Below are 17,406 nucleotides of genomic sequence, written 5' to 3'. Positions count from 1 at the left end.
TAAGAGATGGCAGTTTGCCATCTCATTTTTTATTCCAAAATAAAGCGAGGTGAGCCGGATGGCACTTACAGAAAAACAGAAAATATTTGCAGATGAATACCTGATCGATCTAAATGCCACGAGGGCTTACAAGGTCGCTTATCCGAAGGTTAAAAAAGATGAAACAGCGGCGGCAGCCGGCGCAAGGATGTTAAGAAATGTTAATGTCGCGAAATACATACAAAAGCGTATGGAAGAGCGGCGGGAAAGAACAGAGGTTACCCAGGATCGAGTGATACAGGAGCTAGCTGCTATTGCATTTGCCAGGGCAACCGATTACGCTTCGGTGTGCGATGGATCCGTGACAATAAAAAATACAGATCGTTTATCCGATGACCAGATCCGCGCCATTGCCGGAATCAAGGAGGGAACCAACGGAATCGAAATAAAACTCAATGACAAGGAAAAGGCGCTGGAACTTCTCGGAAGACATTTGGGAATGTGGAACGACAAACTGAATCTGAATGTTCCAGCCATAGATGATTCCATTAGGGAGATGGAGGCATACTTTGAACAGCAGAAAAAAGCAGGCCCTTGATCTCCTGTGGAACGAACCGTATAAAATCGGTCATTGGGTAGGGTTCAAAGATCTGACTATTCTGCATAACGAGTGGCTGCGGTCTTTTTTGTATGCGGACGACGATCAGACGCTCCTGGCACACCGTGGATCCTATAAGACTACGGATCTTTCCTTATTCCTTGCGATCCACACGGTCATCCAGCCAAACGAAAATGTTCTTTTCTTCCGGAAAACGGATCCGGATGTAGAAGAAGTCATGACACAGGTCCAGAAGATTATGGGTTCGCCCGTCATGCAAAGACTGGTTCGCGACTTATATGATACTGATCTGCAGTTGGTCAGGTCCAATACCACGGAGATCAGCACCAACCTCTGCACATCTTCCCGCGGGGTATCTCAGATTGTGGGATTGGGTATTGGAACATCCATCACCGGCAAGCACGCCGACATTGTTGTGACAGATGATATTGTCAACCTGAAAGACCGGACCAGCCGGGCGGAACGGGAAAGAACAAAGATACAGTATATGGAGCTGCAGAACATATGCAACCGCGGCGGCCGATTTATCAACACCGGAACGCCATGGCACAAAGAAGACGCTATATCCACTATGCCGAATGTAAGGCGATACGACTGTTATTCTACGGGGCTGATCTCACGCGCGAAGTTAGAAAAGCTCCGGCAGTCAATGAGCGATAGCCTATTTGCAGCCAATTACGAACTGAAACATATTGCGGATAAAGAGGCCATGTTTAAAGAGCCTAAATTCACAGACGATGAAAGACTAATCTATGACGGCCTGGCACATATTGATGCTGCATATGATGGCGAGGACGGAACAGCATTCACAATTTTTAAGAAGCAATTAGACGGAACAATAGTGGGCTTTGGTAAGCGCTGGGATAGGCATGTGGATGATTGCATAAATGAAATTGCGCTTCATCATAAGCGACTTAGAGCAGGAACTATTGAGTGCGAAGATAACGCGGATAAGGGTTATTTGCGGAAGGAGCTGCGCAATAACGGCCTTCCGGTCCATGGGTATCACGAGAGCATGAACAAGTTTCTCAAGATATCCACATATCTGCGGAAGAACTGGAAAAACATTATATGGCTGGAAGATACGGATCCGGAATACATCAATGAAATTTTGGACTATTCAGAATTTGCTGAACACGATGACAGCCCAGACAGTGCCGCAAGCTTACTACGGAAGATAGATACGAAAGCAACATACAGGAATGTGACAGGAGGCATATAACATGATACGTGTAGCATCAGGAACAGAAATGACAGCGCAGTTACTGGGAGAACTGATAACAAAGCATAAAAGGATAGTTACTGAAAGGTATTCCATTCTTAAAAATGCTTACGAGAATAAATACAAGATCATGGATCAACCTGATAAACCAGCATATAAACCGGATAATCGAATCGCGGTTAACTTTGCAAAATACATTGTGGATACCATGAATGGATACTTTATCGGGAATCCGATTAAAGAAACCCACGAGGATGCTACTGTGGGAGAGTATTTGGAATATTTGGACCAATATAACGACCAGGATGATAATAACGCGGAGCTGTCCAAAATCTGCAGTATTTATGGCTGCGGATATGAAATGTACTTTGTAGACGACACAGGGCAGATAGGGATCACGTATGTTAGCCCGATGGAATCTTTCATTGTATACGATGACTCCATTCTGGAACGTCCTCTTTTTTTCATACGGTATTACAAAGATGCCGACAATATCGAACACGGAAGCTGGTCCGATTCGATAATAGTGCAGCATTTTGTAAATCGAGGAAGTTATAAATGGGAGGACGAACCAAAAAGACACGGATTTGACGGGGTCCCGGCAGTCGAATACATGGAAAATGCGGAGAGATTAGGGATTTTTGAAAGTGTATTGCCCATTATAGACGCATACAATAAAGCAATTTCGGAAAAGGCCAATGATGTTGACTACTTTGCAGATGCATACTTAAAAGTTTTAGGCGCAGAACTAGATGAGCAGGCACTAAAAGATCTTAGGGCCAGCAGGGTTATAAATCTTGAGGGAGATGTGGGGGATGTAATAATAGAGTTTCTGGCGAAGCCGAACGGTGATGAGACGCAGGAGCATCTGATCGATCGATTAGAGAGACTGATTTTCCAAATTAGCATGGTGGCGAATATATCGGATGAAAATTTCGGGAACAGCTCCGGGATCGCGTTGAAATACAAGCTGCAGAGCATGAGCAATCTTTCGAAGACGAAAGAACGAAAATTCATTTCCGGAATGAACCAGAGGTATCGGCTTATATTCAGCAATCCATTATCGGATGCGCCGAAAGACGCGTGGGTTGGGATTCACTATAAATTCACTCCTAACATTCCTGCCAATCTTTTAGAGGAAAGCCAGATTGCCGGAAACCTTGCTGGAATCACTTCTGAGGAAACACAGTTAATGGTTCTGTCCATTGTTGATAACGTGCAAAAAGAAATTGAGAGAAAGCGCATGGAAATGGAAGGCGATACCGACGATTTTTCCAGAGGGCAGGGAGGGGATATAATTGGCAACCAACCAGGAGTATTGGAAAAAGAGACAGCAGCAACTATGGAGCCAGCTTGAAACTGATGAAAAGAAGCTAACTCAAAAGTTATCAAAAAAATATGACAGTGAAGCGATACAATTGGAAAAGCAGATTGCTTATTATTATAAATCTTTTGGGGAGGATAATATCATTCAGTACCGCAGATTGATGGAAGATCTTCCGGCAGATGATAAACGCTTGTTGATAGAACAAATGGATGATTTTATGATCAAATATCCTGAATATGTCAATGTAATGCCAGTGAGGGAAACCATATATAAGCTGAACCGGTTGGAGGGAATGCGCGAATCCATATACATACAACAAGTGCAGATCGGGGCAATAGAGCAAAAAGAATTGGAGAAGCACCTGGAAAAGCAATACGAACGCGGATACGGAACCATGGCGAAAGAATTGGGGTATGGGACCCAGTTTAATAAAATCAGCCCGGATGTTCTGAAAAAAACGGTGGGGGCCGCATGGTGCAACGGAAAGAACTTCTCAAGCAGGATCTGGGATAACCGAAAAAAACTGGCAGATTATCTGAACAATGATTTCAGCGCAGCAATGGCCCGCGGTGACAGCTATGAAAGGTGTATGAGGCAGCTTAAGGGACGATTTGGAAAGGTATCGCGGAAAGATATGTTCGGCCTGATTTATACCGAAGGAACTTATATTATGAATGAAGCTATCATGACGCCATTTGAAAATGATTTTGAGGAGTACAAAATATCGATTGCCGATAATAATGCTTGTGATATTTGCAAGGCATTGATAAACAAAAAATTTAAGATTAAGGAAAGGGCGCCTGGAATAAATTTTCCTCCACTTCATACCAGATGCCGTTGTACATTCACAATAATTGTTGGGAGAAATTTTGTTAATCAATATGTAAAGAAAAATGGTGATCCTCATCGAATAAATGATATAATAAAGAAAAAGGAGTTTACCCCTGCGGGATCTATCGCGGATGCCGAAAGATTTGTTATAAATGAGTTAGGAATCGAAAATGTAAGCTATAAAGGCGTTGACCTGGAAACGGCAAACGAATGGAACCGGGGGCTTATGGAAAGTTTCGAACGTTTCCCTGAATTGAAAAGTAACTTCGGATTTGCCGGTGAGGCACACGAAAGAAATAAAGCTGTAAAATCGGCTATGTATCAGTATTACCTGGATGCATACAGAAGGCAGAACCCGAATGTCCCAGAAAGTGCTTTGAAACCGTTTATAGACAAGGCTGTCAATAATGGAATGAGAGGGCTATCAGTAGGCAGAAACGCGCTTGCGCAGAGCTGGTCACCGACACATGCGGTATTCAAGAAATACGCAGGTGTTACAGTGAATCGAGACTGGGGTAAGGACAGCGCAAGATTCAAAGAAGTTTTGGCGAGAGATGTCAAGTCCGGGTTTCACCCACAAGATTGCGATACGATAAGGTCTGTTTTGGATCACGAGATCGGACACCAGATTGATACAATGCTTGATATCCGAAATGATTCTGAATTCAATGAATTATATTTATCATTGAGTAAAGAAGATGTTAACCGGGAACTGTCCGGATATGCAGGGGAAAGTACGGGGGAGTTTATAGCAGAAGCGTGGGCGGAATATTGTAATAGTGATTCACCGCGGCCAACGGCTCAAAAAGTCGGAGAAATAATTGAAAGGAAGTATAAGGAATGGAAAGAAAAGAATTTATAGAAAGAGCACATCAAATGGGATATACGGAAGAGGAAATAACTGAAATATTGGATCTCCATGATTCTGCTGAAAAGGCAGGGATTACCCCACCGGATTATGCGGATGAATTAATAGAGAGGCCCGTAGCCATAAACAATTAAACTTTACTTATTATTTTAGAGCGCCTTTATAAGCGCTCTTTTTCTATGAAAACTTTCAGGAGGACGTATGCGCGTAGATATACTTGGAACGGAATATAAAATAATAGTAGACAGCTATGATGACCCTGAGTTAAAGGGAAAGAATAGAATGGGATATTGCTTTTTCGATGAGCGAGAGATACACATTGAGGATTTTAACACTGATGACGACTGGAAAGATGAAAGCGACACAGCAAAGAAAAATCGTAAAAATACTATCCTTAGACATGAAATCATTCACGCATTTCTATACGAATCAGGATTGTGTCAAAATTCCGCTGATGTTACTGCGTGGGCAACGAACGAAGAGATGGTTGATTGGATTGCGATTCAGTTTACTAAAATTTTAAAAGCATTTCAGGAGGTGAGATGCTTGTGAAGAACTTATAGACCTTATTGAAAGGGGCGATGTGACTTGATTGAAGTGAAGGCCAGGGACGGCCATATTATAGTGGGCGGCCACGCCGGCTATGCAGAGCCTGGAAAGGATATTGTGTGTTCTGCCGTTTCGGTGCTCATACAAACTCTGGTTAAATCCATCCAGAGCTTGATCGGCAGCATTCCGGTTTATGCACTTAATACCGGAGCATTTATAATCGAAACAGAGAATTTATCAGAGGCAGCCGCGCTGTTGATAGATTCTTTTTTTATTGGCATCTGTTTGATCGCCAATGAATATCCGGACTATGTTCGGATTATATGACCAGGCGTGAATGTCTAAAACTTTACGGTTAAATAGCCAGGCGTGGAAGCTATAAGCTACGGAAAAAGTGAAGCATTGACACTTAAAACTATGGAGGGAAAAAAGTATGAAAAACAAAACCTATTTAGCATTACAGTTATTCGCGGAGCCAGCAAGCCCAGCGGGTCCAGAACCAGGCGCCAAACAAGAACCGGCGAAGGCAGATCCCAGCCCGGCCGATCCGCAAAAAACAGATCCGAAACAGCCTGATCCGAAGTACACAGACGACGATGTAGACAAGATCCTAAATAAGAAGTTTGCAGAATGGCAGGAAAAGAAACAAAAAGAACTGGATGAAGCCAAACTCCTGGCAGGTATGGGCGCACAGGAGAAAGCAGAGCGCGAACGCGACCTGATGAAACAGCAGTTAGAGAAACTGATGAAACAGCAAAGCCTCTCCGAAATGTCTAAGACAGCCCGATCAATCTTGGCGGAGAAAAGCATCAACATCAATGATGACTTACTGTCCATGCTGGTTTCCGAAGATGCGGAAAAAACAAAGGGTACGATTGATTCATTCGTAACTCTTTTCCAGGATGCGGTCAAAAAGGCCGTAGCAGAAGAGTTGAAAGGCAATGTTCCAAAAGCAGGAACAAACTCCGGATATACCAAAGAACAAATACTGGCGATAAAAGACAGAGTAGAACGCCAGAAGCTTATCCGAGAAAATATGAACTTATTCAAATAACCAAAAAAGGAGACTATGAGAATGAAAAAGAAAGAAATCATGAATTTACAGCTTTTTGCAGTACCAGAAAATATTACAACCACTACTGATTTGGAGCCGGCTATATCTGTTGATTTTACGACACGTCTGAGCACAAATATTACTGAGCTGCAGAACTTGCTTGGTATTGTGGATCTGGATCCAATGAGTGCCGGAACGATTATTAAAATCTACAAAATGACTCAGGTGAACACGCCGGCCCAGGTGGGAGAAGGCGAAGAGATCAGTCTCACTAAGATCAAACAAGAACTGGCCCGACAGGTAGAATTAACCCTCAAGAAGTTCCGGAAGCAGACAACCGCGGAGGCCATCCAGCGGAGTGGCCGCGAACTGGCAATCAACAAAACAGATGAGAAGCTGCTTTCCGGGATTCAGAAAGAAATCAAGAAAACCTTTTATGATCTGCTTGGAACCGGGACCGGGGCGGCTTCTGGCGTCGGCCTGCAGGCGGCGCTTTCTTCCGCTTGGGGAGCGGTCAAGAAATTTTACGAAGACGAAGACGCAACGCCGATCTTTTTTGTTTCTTCTGATGACGTGGCGGCCTATCTGGGTAATGCGCAGGTTACCATGCAGACCGCATTCGGCATGTCCTACATTCAGGACTTCCTCGGCCTTGGAACACTGGTGGTAGCGCCTTCTCTTCCGGCTGGAAAGCTGATCGCGACTGCAAAAGAGAATCTTCGAGGGGCTTATGTTCCGGCGGGATCCGGTGATCTTGCGACATCCTTCGGATTGACCGCAGATGCAACTGGATTAATCGGCATGACTCACGCCACAACAACCGGAAATGCCTCTATCGAAACATTGATGTTCAGCGGAGTTATCTTCTACCCGGAATTCATGGACGGTGTAATTGTCAGCACGATAAAAGATGCTGAGGTATTAGATGAGTTAACGGTTACTTCTGCAGCGGGTACCGCGTCCGGTGACACAAAGATTACGGTGGTGCCGGCGCTTACGTCCGGAAACAGCTATAAGTACAAGGTGGCCGCAAATCCGACATTGCCCGCATATAATGCGACCTGTACAACTGGATATTCAGCTTGGGACGGAACCGCTGATATTACCGCGGCGACCGGACAAAAAATCGTAATCGTCGAGGTAGACGTGGCAAACAAAGCGAAGAAAGCAGGAATGACAACCGTCACAGCAAAAGCGTAGGTGAGATCTATGACTATACTTGAACGGGTCCAGAAGCGTCTTAAAGATGACAATATTTCCGTTGAAGACATAAATGAGTATGTTACGACTATTTCAGATAGGTTAAACATCCGGCTTGGGGAAAGTGTCCTGCCGGATGTTTTTCAATCCATTGCTGTCGATGCGTCTGTCAAAATGTACCGTCGTATTTATTACGAAGGGATACAGTCAGAGGGCATGGATGGTATTACTACGTCTTTTGTAGATAATGTGCTGGCTGAATACGAACAGGAAATACAGGCGTGGAAGGATCGCAAAACAAATACCGAAGGAACGGGGCGGGTGGTGAGATTTCTATGAAATATCAGTCGTTTGATCTATTGTACGATGAAGAATTAGATCAGGACATACTTGGAAATCCGATCACGGAGGGAAAAGTTCTGGATACGATTTTAGGACGCTTTACACCATGGACAGCAAATGAAATCAAACTCCTTGGACGAGAGATGACAACAGCAAACCGCAAAGTATTGACGAGAGCAACGCGAAATCTACTGGAAAAAGCGGATAGGATTCAAGACGATGGTTCCTGCTATACCATTGAGCAGATCCTGGATCTGGGGATCCGATGGCGGTTACTGTACGTAAAAGGGTACCGCTTATGAAAATGGAACTTAAAGGCGCAGAACAACTCTCCGCAGCGTTGCGAAGGAAATCCTCAATACGCTGGGATGCAGTCTGTAAAAAGAACCTTACCGAAATGCGGAATCGAGCGGTAAGCAGTCAAGACCCTGGCACGGGCGGGACACCAGTCGATAGCGGAGAACTTCGACAATCTGTAGACGTAGTACCGCCAAACGGAGACGGTCTGAGCGGTGAGATCGGGTATTTGAAAGAATATGCTCCACATGTCGAATATGGCCGCCGAACACTTGACGGAGGATTTATACAAGGCCAGCATTTTTTGGAAAATAATGTTGATATACAGAGTCCGATCTTCCGGCAGGATCTGATTGAGAACATAAGAAAGGCGTAACTATGTTAAAAAAATTAGGATTGGTTGATCTCCACGCTGCAATAAAAGAACGGATCGAGGCCGGTACTGGACTTTCGTGCTATGATAAGGTGCCCAAAAATACAAAGGCTCCTTTTTATTTTGTCCAGATAGTGAATAAGCGGCCCGAAGATACAAAGACAATGTTTTGTGAAGTATTTACCGTATGGATTCATGCAATCGCAGAACCCGGGAGAGAAAGCACGCGCATATATGAGCTGATCCAGCTGGCCGAGGAAAGCATGACCGAAGATATAACCCTGCCGGCGGGCGTGGAACTGATTCGACAGGCAGAGCAGGGAATACAGACGATCCAAACCGATGAAACGAAAGAGAAACATGCAGTATTGGCTTATGACTTCAAAGTAAGCTATGGATTTAAAACAAAGATATGAAAGGATGATTTATATGGCAGGATTCGAGAACAATACTTATTGTAATTTTGAAGCAAGCTCCGCGAAGGCGATTGCAGGAAAAGATGTGCTTCTGGCGATTTTTAGTAGCGATGGGGGTCGGCTGCTTGCAGTGTCAGGCCAGCAAGGGCTTACGATCAACAGGAGTGCAGACAGCATAGAGGTTACCAGCAAGGATACCACGGGGGGCTGGAAAGCTAAAATTGCCGGCATGAAGGAATGGTCCGTGGATAATGACGGTTTGTATGTACCCAGCGACGAAACGCACAAAGAGTTGGGAAAATATTTTGAGTACGGGAATCCCGTTTGCACGAAGATTATCAACGGGAAAACAAAAAAGCCCATGTTTGGTGGCTTGGCGGTAATTACTGACTATTCCCTTGAGGCGCCGTATGATGACGCTATGACATACAGCATTTCCTTGGAAGGCAACGGCCCGCTGGTTGACTTGTCGGAATTGGAAGGTGTGGACCAGATGCCGGATAGCCTGGCAACGCTTGGGACTCTGGCAGTTTCGTCTGTGGCCGGCACAAATACCGGAGAGACGGCGATAACGGTAACGCCTGGGTTGACAAGTGGCAATAGCTACAAATATAAGGTGGCAGCGAATCCAACAATGCCCATTTATAATCAGGTGTGTTCCACTGGTTATACAGCGTGGGATGGTAGTGCTGATATAGCTGCAGCAACCGGACATGAGATTGCCGTGGTTGAGGTGGATGCGTCAAACAGAGCGAAAAAGGCCGGAATGGCAACTGTAACAGCAAAGGCATAGGGAGGGAAAACGGATGATTGAAATTGATGGAAAAGAGTACGAGTTGAAATACAACCTTAGGCGGGTTGAGTTGATCGAAAACACTACAGAAGAGCCTTTAATGGCTCTTCTGAGAAAAAACAAAGGGTATTTATCCCTGCAGAATCTCAAAGTTTGCTTTTCATTCGGACTAAAGGAAGCCGGCTCCGACGTTTTCGTGCCTGTTAAAAAAGGCCAGGAGTTTGCAGAAAAGTTGATAGAGGACGAAGGATATGACAATGTCGATATGCTGGTTGTGGAAGCGTTGCAGAGGGACTGCCCTTTTTTCTTCCCAGCCGTCTAATCGATTTTGAATACCTGACAGATCCCACACCGGATCCGGAATATAGCAAAGTGGCAAAGGACTATCAAAAAGAGATAGACTTTGCCTTTTTTGCTGTAAATTTTGGATATTCCAAATCTGATTACGAAACTCTTACCCCGCGCGAGAAAGTCTTTATTTATAAAGCATGGGAAAACAAAGTGGTATCAGACTCCCAGATGCTCTCGAATGCGGTAAGCAATGCGATCGGCAATTCCCTAAGAAAGAAGGGGAAAAAGGCAGTACCCCTATGGAAGAAACAGCCAAAACGCCTGGATAAAGATACGGCAAAAGAAAACCTGAATCTTGTCACAGAGCTTGAAAACAAAGAAGGAAAGACGTGGGTAGACCTGATTTATCAGGCCAACGGTATTGATAGAAATAAAGTTATGAAACGAGGGAGGAAATGAAATGGCGGACTATACACTAAGCGCGAAAATAACCGGTGATGCATCAGGATTGCAGCAAGCCTTTTCAACCGCCCAAAAGAACCTTGATGAATTTGGAAAAAAGATGGAAAGCGCCGGGAAAAAGTGGATGCCAATCACCGGAGCGATCACCGGCGTTGGTGTCGCAAGCGGTAAGATGGCACTTGATTTTGAGGACAGCATAGCAAACATCAATACTCTGCTGGACGACACGACAAATTTAGAGAGCTATAAAAGTTCCATCATGGATTTAAGCGATCAAACAGGCATATCAGCGGGAATCATGTCAAGCGGTATGTATCAAGCTATATCGTCTCTGGGTGACGGCGGAAAAGAAACAGAAAAAATCTTTGGAACAATGGCAAAAAGTGCAAAGGCGGGTGGTGCAGAAGTTGCCGACTCCGTCGCCTTGATCAGTGCCGGAATGAAGGGATATGACAGCATAAACGATGAAACTGCCCAGAGAATTTCTGACCTTGCTTTTCAGACTGCAAAACTTGGTGTAACAACATTTCCGGAAATGGCGAAAAGTATGCAGCCGTTATTCCCGCTGTCCAACTCCCTGAATTTATCATACGAAGAATTATTTGGATCCATGGCGACCCTTACCGGCGTAACCGGGAATACCGCAGAAGTATCCACGCAATTAAAGGCAGTCTTAGGAGGTTTAATGACGCCTACATCCTCTATGGAAAAATTACTTGATAAATATGGGTATGCCAATGGCGCAGCGATGATTAAATCAGAGGGACTGGCGGGCACACTGAAAATTTTACAGGATGAAACGGGTGGACAGTCTGATAAACTGGCTGAGTTATTTGGAAGCCAGGAAGCAATAGTAGCCATGACCGCCTTAACCGGTTCTCAGTTCGATACTTTTAACGAAAAATTAGAAGCAATGGGAACCGCCACCGGAGCTACAGAGGCCGCCTACGCAAAACTGGATACTAGTGGGGATAAGATAAGAAATTCGCTGAATAAAATCAAGAATACAGCAATTGATTTGGGGTCGTCGATGATCGATATGTTGGCACCGTCGATAGAATCCGCCAGTGATAAGATCAGCGAATTTGCAAAGTGGTTTACCGGTCTTGATGATAACACGAAAAAAACCATCATTACCGTTGCGGGTTTAGTAGCTGCCATCGGGCCACTATTAATAATTGGCGGGAAAATTTCATCTGGAATAAGCAGCATTATGGGATTGGCCGGGAAGCTGTCAGGGCTATGTAGTCCAATCGGTCTAATCGTTGCGGCTGTTGCGGCGCTGGCCGCTGGCTTCGCCTATCTGATGAGCACGAATTCTGAATTCAAGGATAGCGTTATGTCAGCATGGGGAGGGGTAAAAGAGACAATTTCCGGTGTGATCAATGCGATCCTACCTGTGATACAAAATTTGGTCAGCCAGATAGGACCTCTATTTGCATCGATAACTGAAACGGTAGGAAACGTATTTACACAATTAGCCCCCATAATAACCGATGTAATAAGCAATATAGCTCCCGCCTTAACATCCGTTTTTGGGGTCATCGGTGATGTTGTAGGGGCTATTGCAGAGGCATTTAATGGATTTTTTTCAGGCCTACAAAATGGATTTTCCAGTAATTTAGGTGGTGCTGCAGGTTTCGCAACCGGTATATCGGGAGCTTTCGGAGGAATCGGACCGGTAATAGAAATGATCGTTGGATTATTCCAGCAGTTTTTACCGCAGATTCAAACATTGGCGTCCACGATAGGATCTGCCCTTGTACCAGTATTTACTACGCTGGGTCAGACAATCGGATCGATAGCGGCGTCTGTTTTGCCGGCTTTAATGTCCATTATTTCAAATTTAGTCCCCGTGCTAATGAATATATTCTCAACTGCCATGCAGATCATTAACGCGGTGTTACCGGTGGTAATAAGCTTGATTCAGCAACTTGCCCCATTTATCGCGCAGATCGTCGATGTCATAAGTCAGTTAATGGCTTCACTGGCTCCGGTTATTGCCCAGCTGATCAATTCACTGTTACCGGTGATCACAAACATTGTTACCGTAATTATGAATGTCGTGACGGCAGTTATGCCGGCCGTTATATCGATCATGAATGTGATCATGTCCATAATAAAAACGGTAGTGCCGATCATCTCTGATATTTTAAGTGTGGTCATAAGTGTTGTAAGCGGTATACTTTCGGCCATAAGCCCGATCGTATCGTTTATTGGCGGAGTAATTACTGCGATTGTTTCCGTGATCGCCCCCATTGTTACATTTATAGCAGATATTATAGCTGTAATTATTGAGGTAATCGGGACAATTATAGGAGTAGTAACCGGTATATTTTCTACTGTGTTCAGCGTGATTTCAAATGTCTGGACCAGTATATCCAATTACATTTCGGCAGTAATAAACGCAGTATCTTCTGTTATTGCTTCGATATCAGGTACCGTGAGCAAAGTGTTCAACGGCATATATAATGTTGTATCAAAGATCATGACGAATGTCAGAAATTTTATATCAGGAGTTTTTAACGGAATAAAAAGCGCGTGGAACGGTTTGACATCGTTTGTATCCGGGATCTTTTCGGGGATTGCAGGAGCAGTTGAAAAACTGGTCAGTAAGGTTAAGGGATTTGTGAACGGTGTGATAGGTGGAGTCAATGCAGCCATAGGCATTATAAACAAGATACCTGGGGTAAATATTGGAATGATTCCATACCTGTTGCATGGTACCGATGACTGGGCGGGTGGATTCGCTCGGATGAATGAAGGCGGCCGGGGTGAACTTACATATCTGCCAGACGGGACCCAGGTGATACCACACGATATATCAGTACAGTATGCGAAAGAGGCAGCAAGGGCGAACCAGGGAAATGTAGTTGAAATAGATTATGCCCGGTTGATAACAGGTATTGCTGAATCAATGAGGAATGTAAGCGTCAGGCATGTAACCAGTTTGAACGGAAAAACCCTGGCAGATGAAATAACTCCGCTGATGGACACCGGTATGGGTCAGCGCGAAAGAATGGTAGGGAGGATGGCATATTAATGTCTGGAATACGTATAGGTGAAAAGCATACGGAAGATAACTGGGGATTAATTTGGACCGATTTAATTCTTTCGGCGCCGGAAGCAAAAACTGTAAAAGTTGAGATCCCCGGCGCCGACGGGACGATAGATCTGACGGAGGCGTTGGGTGGCGTTAAATTCCACGAACGCCAAATCGAATTTGATTTTCTATTGCAGGATAGAAATATAGAAACCTGGCACAAAATTACAAACGAGATAATGAACTATATTCACGGTAAGCGACTACAAATCATACTAGATACCGAGCCAGAATTTTATTACGAAGGTCGTTTCTTGGTGGATTCACAAAAGTCAGACGCGGTACATAGCATTATTGCCATCGTTGGGAGTGTAGATCCTTATAAATACGAGGTCTCAGATAGCCTGGGTGACTGGATGTGGGATGATTTTAATTTCGAGACTGGTATTGTAAGGGAATACAATGATCTGCAGGTTGAAGGAGAGCTGACCGTGATAATTCCGGGACTGCGCAAGCATGTTATCCCAATTATTACGGCGAGTGCTGCGATGGCGGTATCGTATCAGTCAAAGTACTACGATCTGGTGGCCGGAGTAAACAAAATATACGACCTGGTGCTAGGAGAGGAAGAAAACACCCTAACCTTTACAGGTAGCGGTACTGTGAGCATTGAGTATAGGGGAGGCAGCCTATAATGTATAGAATTATATGTAAGAACGGCAGTAAGGATTATGTACTGCACGATACCAGAGACGATAAGACGATCGCCCTAAACCCGAAGCTATCTTTACAGCTAAATAAGACCGGGAGCCTCTCATTTGCGCTTCCCGCCGGGCATGAAAATTATGACAAAATAAATAAGTTGACTTCGGTGATCGAAGTATATCAGGGTGATGACCTGATCTTTGCTGGCCGACCGTTGTCCGATGAGGTGGATTTTTACAACACAGGGACCATCCCCTGTGAGGGCGATCTGTCCTATCTGCTTGATAGTAAACAGCGTCCTTATGAGTACACCGGTGATATCCGTCCGTTCCTGCAGCAACTTATCACCAACCATAACGCCCAGGTTGAATCCGGGAAGCAGATCCAGCTTGGAGACGTAACGGTAGTGGATCCGAATGGGTATATCAACCGATCAGACAGCAATTATACGGACACACTGACCACGATCAACGAAAAGCTAGTCAAAACCCATGGCGGCTATATCCGGATCCGTCATGACGGCGGGAATCGATATCTTGATTACCTGTCCGATTACGGGAACACAAACACGCAGGTGATCCGATTCGGCGAAAACCTGATCGATCTGAAACGGTATGCAAAGGCAGAAAGTATCCGGACAGCAATAATCCCACTTGGGGCAGAAACGGAAGAAGAAGGAATCAACGGCACAAAGCTGCGGGTTAATATCACGTCAGTTAATGGCGGGAAGGACTATATCTTTGATCAGACAGCCGTGAATACCTGGGGGTGGATCTGGAACACCGTCGAATTTGACGACGTGACGCTTCCAGAAAATCTCAAGAAAAAAGGTGAAGCCTACCTGCAGGATTGCATCAATCTCGTGAATACGATTGAACTTTCTGCGGTGGATATGTCCATGATGGATGTTGATGCTGAAAAGATCAAGCTGGGCGATTGGATCAGAGTGGTCAGCGCACCACACGGTCTTGACCGGCTCTTCCTGGTGTCTAAGATGGATATTGATCTTGCGAATCCGGGGAATAACAAGATCACCCTCGGGAGCACCTTCCAGACGCTTACAGAGTCAAACAATAAGAGCAAGAACGATATATCAGCCCGGATCGAGCAGATCGCAAGGTCTACAAACACTCGGATCAACCAGGCGGTCGAACATGCTACGCAGTTAATTACCGGCGGACTGGGAGGGTATATTGTATTGGATTTGGCGGACGATGGACACCCACAGGCTATCCTGATCATGGATGCGCCGGATAAAAATCAGGCCATGAACATTATTCAGATCAATAAAAACGGGATAGGATTTTCTACCGCAGGGATCGCTGGACCTTACCGCAGCGCATGGACCATAGACGGGCATTTTGTTGCCGATTTCATCACCACCGGAACTATGCTGGCAGACCGAATTTTTGGTGGAACCCTTCGCCTGGGTGGCCAGGACAACGGGAACGGTGTCCTGGAAGTACAGGATGCCACAGGAGCGGTGATCGCTACATTGGATATCAATGGGTTGACGCTCAAAAAAGGTATACTTAGTGGAGTGGAAATCCGCCTGCAGGACGACGGTAGATCCGGGAAATTCAGTGTGACTTCGCCAACGGAATCCAGTGTGGAAATCCTTGGGTCCCGAATAGGTATGCTTAAAAATGGGACATATGTGTTTCTACTCAATGATATATTGGGCGATTACGCCGCTGCGAATCTGATTGGATCTCTGTCCGTTCAAGCGGGCGGCGGAACCGGTGCAATAGATGCAGACGGACAAATCACGGCCAGGGATGGATTCGCAACGGGTGGCGGTGTTGGATCAACGGATAGCATCCGTGTGATGACAGGCGAATCGTCCTATACAACGATCCGGTTTAGCGGAGGGATCATGACGGGAATAGATTAGAAAGGAGGCAAAAACCGAATGGCGAATATATCGGTATATCTTGAAAAAATATTGTCTGCTGTTTATGGTCGGGAAGTCCGCGGATCCATCCACGATGCGATCAAAGCCGGAAATGATGAGATTGAAAGCTATGCAGCGGCGGAAGCTGGCCGGGAATCAGCGGAACAGAAACGGCAAACAGATACCACGGCCGCGATACAGCGCTGCGATACAGCTGCGAGCAATGCAAATAGCGTTGCGGATGACTTGATAGCCCGCCGGGAGGCAGGAGAGTTTACGGGGCCGCAGGGGCCACCAGGACAAGACGGAGCGGCGGTTGTGACACAATTAGATCCGGGACTCTTTGCAATGGCCGTTAACAGTAACGGACATTTGATACTTACTCACAACGACAATGAACCCGCGCCCCCATTAGAAATCCAAAGCGGGCGCCTGGTTTATACGGTCAACGAATAGGAAAGGAAGTGTAATTATGGCACAAGTATTAGATTTAGGATCAGTAGTAGGACCGGCTGGGTCAGACGGGAAAAGTATATTGTACGGAACTGTAGCACCAACAGCGCAAGGAGTCAATGGAGATCTATATTTAAACACATCAAACTGGGATATGTACGCAAAAGAAAGCGGTTCCTGGGTGAAAAAAGGTAATATCAAAGGCGTGACAGGCGCGCAAGGAATTAAAGGCGATACTGGATTACAAGGTGCAAAGGGAGATAAGGGCGATAAAGGAGACACGGGATCCGCCGGTCCTGTTCCTGCCTTTTCGATCAATGCATCCGGCCATCTGATTGCAACATACGAATAGGAGGTATGAGTTATGGCAACAACAACCGTCGATTTAGGCCCTGTGATTGGGCCACAGGGACCGGCTGGCGCGGTCGATCCGACAACATTGATACCATTTACAACGCCGAGCACTGACGCAGACATGGTCAGCGGCGATCCGATCAACACCCTGTTTGGCAAGATCAAAAAGCGGCTTGCTGTGATCCTGGACAAAATCGGAGATCTCACCACGTTGACAACCACCGCAAAAAGCAATACCGTCGCTGCAATTAACGAGTTAAATAATAATTTAAGCTGGCAAAAACTCTCCGAATCAGGTGTTGTTGGCAGTAGCAATCCTGTTAACAGGGACTAT

Annotated in this window: 22 protein-coding genes; all 22 read left to right on the top strand. The window is 45.3% G+C overall.

What is annotated here, in order from left to right; genetic code table 11:
• Window positions 1-58: 58 nt before the first annotated feature.
• Window positions 59-577, top strand: coding sequence for a terminase small subunit (locus KTH90_RS18795; RefSeq protein ID WP_158353148.1), 519 nt, complete (start codon window positions 59-61; stop codon window positions 575-577).
• Complete coding sequence (locus KTH90_RS18790) at window positions 549-1,820, top strand: terminase large subunit domain-containing protein (RefSeq protein ID WP_158353146.1); 1,272 nt, start codon at window positions 549-551, stop codon at window positions 1,818-1,820. The genes KTH90_RS18795 and KTH90_RS18790 overlap by 29 nt, the downstream gene beginning before the upstream one ends.
• A 1-nt stretch (window position 1,821) precedes the next feature.
• Window positions 1,822-3,177 carry a phage portal protein gene (locus tag KTH90_RS18785; RefSeq protein ID WP_158353143.1) on the top strand — a complete coding sequence of 452 codons (1,356 nt, stop codon included), beginning with the start codon at window positions 1,822-1,824 and terminating at the stop codon, window positions 3,175-3,177.
• The gene (locus KTH90_RS18780) at window positions 3,119-4,840 is read left to right on the top strand and encodes a minor capsid protein (RefSeq protein WP_158353141.1); all 1,722 of its coding nucleotides are present in this window, start codon (window positions 3,119-3,121) and stop codon (window positions 4,838-4,840) included. The genes KTH90_RS18785 and KTH90_RS18780 overlap by 59 nt, the downstream gene beginning before the upstream one ends.
• Complete coding sequence (locus KTH90_RS18775) at window positions 4,819-4,980, top strand: DUF1129 domain-containing protein (protein ID WP_238727257.1); 162 nt, start codon at window positions 4,819-4,821, stop codon at window positions 4,978-4,980. Before KTH90_RS18780 ends, KTH90_RS18775 begins: the two co-directional genes overlap by 22 nt.
• A gap of 67 nt (window positions 4,981-5,047) precedes the next feature.
• Window positions 5,048-5,398, top strand: coding sequence for a hypothetical protein (locus tag KTH90_RS18770; protein ID WP_238727256.1), 351 nt, complete (start codon window positions 5,048-5,050; stop codon window positions 5,396-5,398).
• Between the two features lie 45 nt (window positions 5,399-5,443).
• The gene (locus KTH90_RS18765) at window positions 5,444-5,722 is read left to right on the top strand and encodes a ribosomal-processing cysteine protease Prp (RefSeq protein WP_238727280.1); all 279 of its coding nucleotides are present in this window, start codon (window positions 5,444-5,446) and stop codon (window positions 5,720-5,722) included.
• Between the two features lie 106 nt (window positions 5,723-5,828).
• Window positions 5,829-6,449 (top strand): DUF4355 domain-containing protein, encoded by a 621-nt coding sequence (locus KTH90_RS18760; protein WP_158353133.1) that lies wholly within the window; start codon window positions 5,829-5,831, stop codon window positions 6,447-6,449.
• Between the two features lie 21 nt (window positions 6,450-6,470).
• A complete protein-coding gene (locus tag KTH90_RS18755) occupies window positions 6,471-7,649 on the top strand; it encodes a hypothetical protein (RefSeq protein ID WP_238727255.1) in 1,179 nt (392 codons plus the stop codon).
• Between the two features lie 9 nt (window positions 7,650-7,658).
• Entirely contained in the window at window positions 7,659-7,988 is a 330-nt protein-coding gene (locus tag KTH90_RS18750) for a phage head-tail connector protein (RefSeq protein ID WP_158353132.1), read from the top strand.
• Window positions 7,985-8,293, top strand: coding sequence for a phage head closure protein (locus KTH90_RS18745; RefSeq protein ID WP_158353130.1), 309 nt, complete (start codon window positions 7,985-7,987; stop codon window positions 8,291-8,293). Before KTH90_RS18750 ends, KTH90_RS18745 begins: the two co-directional genes overlap by 4 nt.
• Entirely contained in the window at window positions 8,290-8,664 is a 375-nt protein-coding gene (locus tag KTH90_RS18740) for an HK97 gp10 family phage protein (RefSeq protein ID WP_158353128.1), read from the top strand. The genes KTH90_RS18745 and KTH90_RS18740 overlap by 4 nt, the downstream gene beginning before the upstream one ends.
• Window positions 8,665-8,666: 2 nt before the next feature.
• Window positions 8,667-9,077 carry a DUF5072 family protein gene (locus KTH90_RS18735; protein WP_158353126.1) on the top strand — a complete coding sequence of 137 codons (411 nt, stop codon included), beginning with the start codon at window positions 8,667-8,669 and terminating at the stop codon, window positions 9,075-9,077.
• Between the two features lie 13 nt (window positions 9,078-9,090).
• Window positions 9,091-9,870, top strand: a complete 780-nt coding sequence (locus KTH90_RS18730) for a phage major tail protein, TP901-1 family (protein ID WP_158353124.1) — start codon at window positions 9,091-9,093, stop codon at window positions 9,868-9,870.
• A 13-nt stretch (window positions 9,871-9,883) separates the two neighbouring features.
• Window positions 9,884-10,192: a hypothetical protein gene (locus tag KTH90_RS18725; protein ID WP_158353122.1), complete on the top strand. Its 309-nt coding sequence runs from the start codon at window positions 9,884-9,886 to the stop codon at window positions 10,190-10,192.
• Window positions 10,193-10,242: 50 nt separating this feature from the next.
• Complete coding sequence (locus KTH90_RS18720) at window positions 10,243-10,620, top strand: hypothetical protein (protein ID WP_238727254.1); 378 nt, start codon at window positions 10,243-10,245, stop codon at window positions 10,618-10,620.
• A gap of 1 nt (window position 10,621) precedes the next feature.
• Complete coding sequence (locus KTH90_RS18715; protein WP_158353120.1) at window positions 10,622-13,666, top strand: phage tail tape measure protein; 3,045 nt, start codon at window positions 10,622-10,624, stop codon at window positions 13,664-13,666.
• Window positions 13,666-14,361 carry a phage tail family protein gene (locus KTH90_RS18710; RefSeq protein ID WP_158353119.1) on the top strand — a complete coding sequence of 232 codons (696 nt, stop codon included), beginning with the start codon at window positions 13,666-13,668 and terminating at the stop codon, window positions 14,359-14,361. The genes KTH90_RS18715 and KTH90_RS18710 overlap by 1 nt, the downstream gene beginning before the upstream one ends.
• A complete protein-coding gene (locus KTH90_RS18705; RefSeq protein WP_158353117.1) occupies window positions 14,361-16,265 on the top strand; it encodes a phage tail spike protein in 1,905 nt (634 codons plus the stop codon). The genes KTH90_RS18710 and KTH90_RS18705 overlap by 1 nt, the downstream gene beginning before the upstream one ends.
• Window positions 16,266-16,283: 18 nt before the next feature.
• Complete coding sequence (locus KTH90_RS18700) at window positions 16,284-16,721, top strand: hypothetical protein (protein ID WP_158353115.1); 438 nt, start codon at window positions 16,284-16,286, stop codon at window positions 16,719-16,721.
• A 16-nt stretch (window positions 16,722-16,737) separates the two neighbouring features.
• A complete protein-coding gene (locus tag KTH90_RS18695; RefSeq protein WP_158353113.1) occupies window positions 16,738-17,070 on the top strand; it encodes a hypothetical protein in 333 nt (110 codons plus the stop codon).
• 12 nt (window positions 17,071-17,082) lie between these two features.
• Window positions 17,083-17,406 (top strand): hypothetical protein (locus KTH90_RS18690; protein WP_238727253.1); only part of this gene is annotated, 324 nt, incomplete at its 3' end.

Origin of the sequence: Diplocloster modestus (assembly GCF_019042245.1) — a bacterium.
GTDB lineage: Bacteria > Bacillota > Clostridia > Lachnospirales > Lachnospiraceae > Diplocloster > Diplocloster modestus.
Note: the sequence above shows the minus strand (reverse complement) of the source record. Positions and strands in the feature narration are given on the sequence as shown.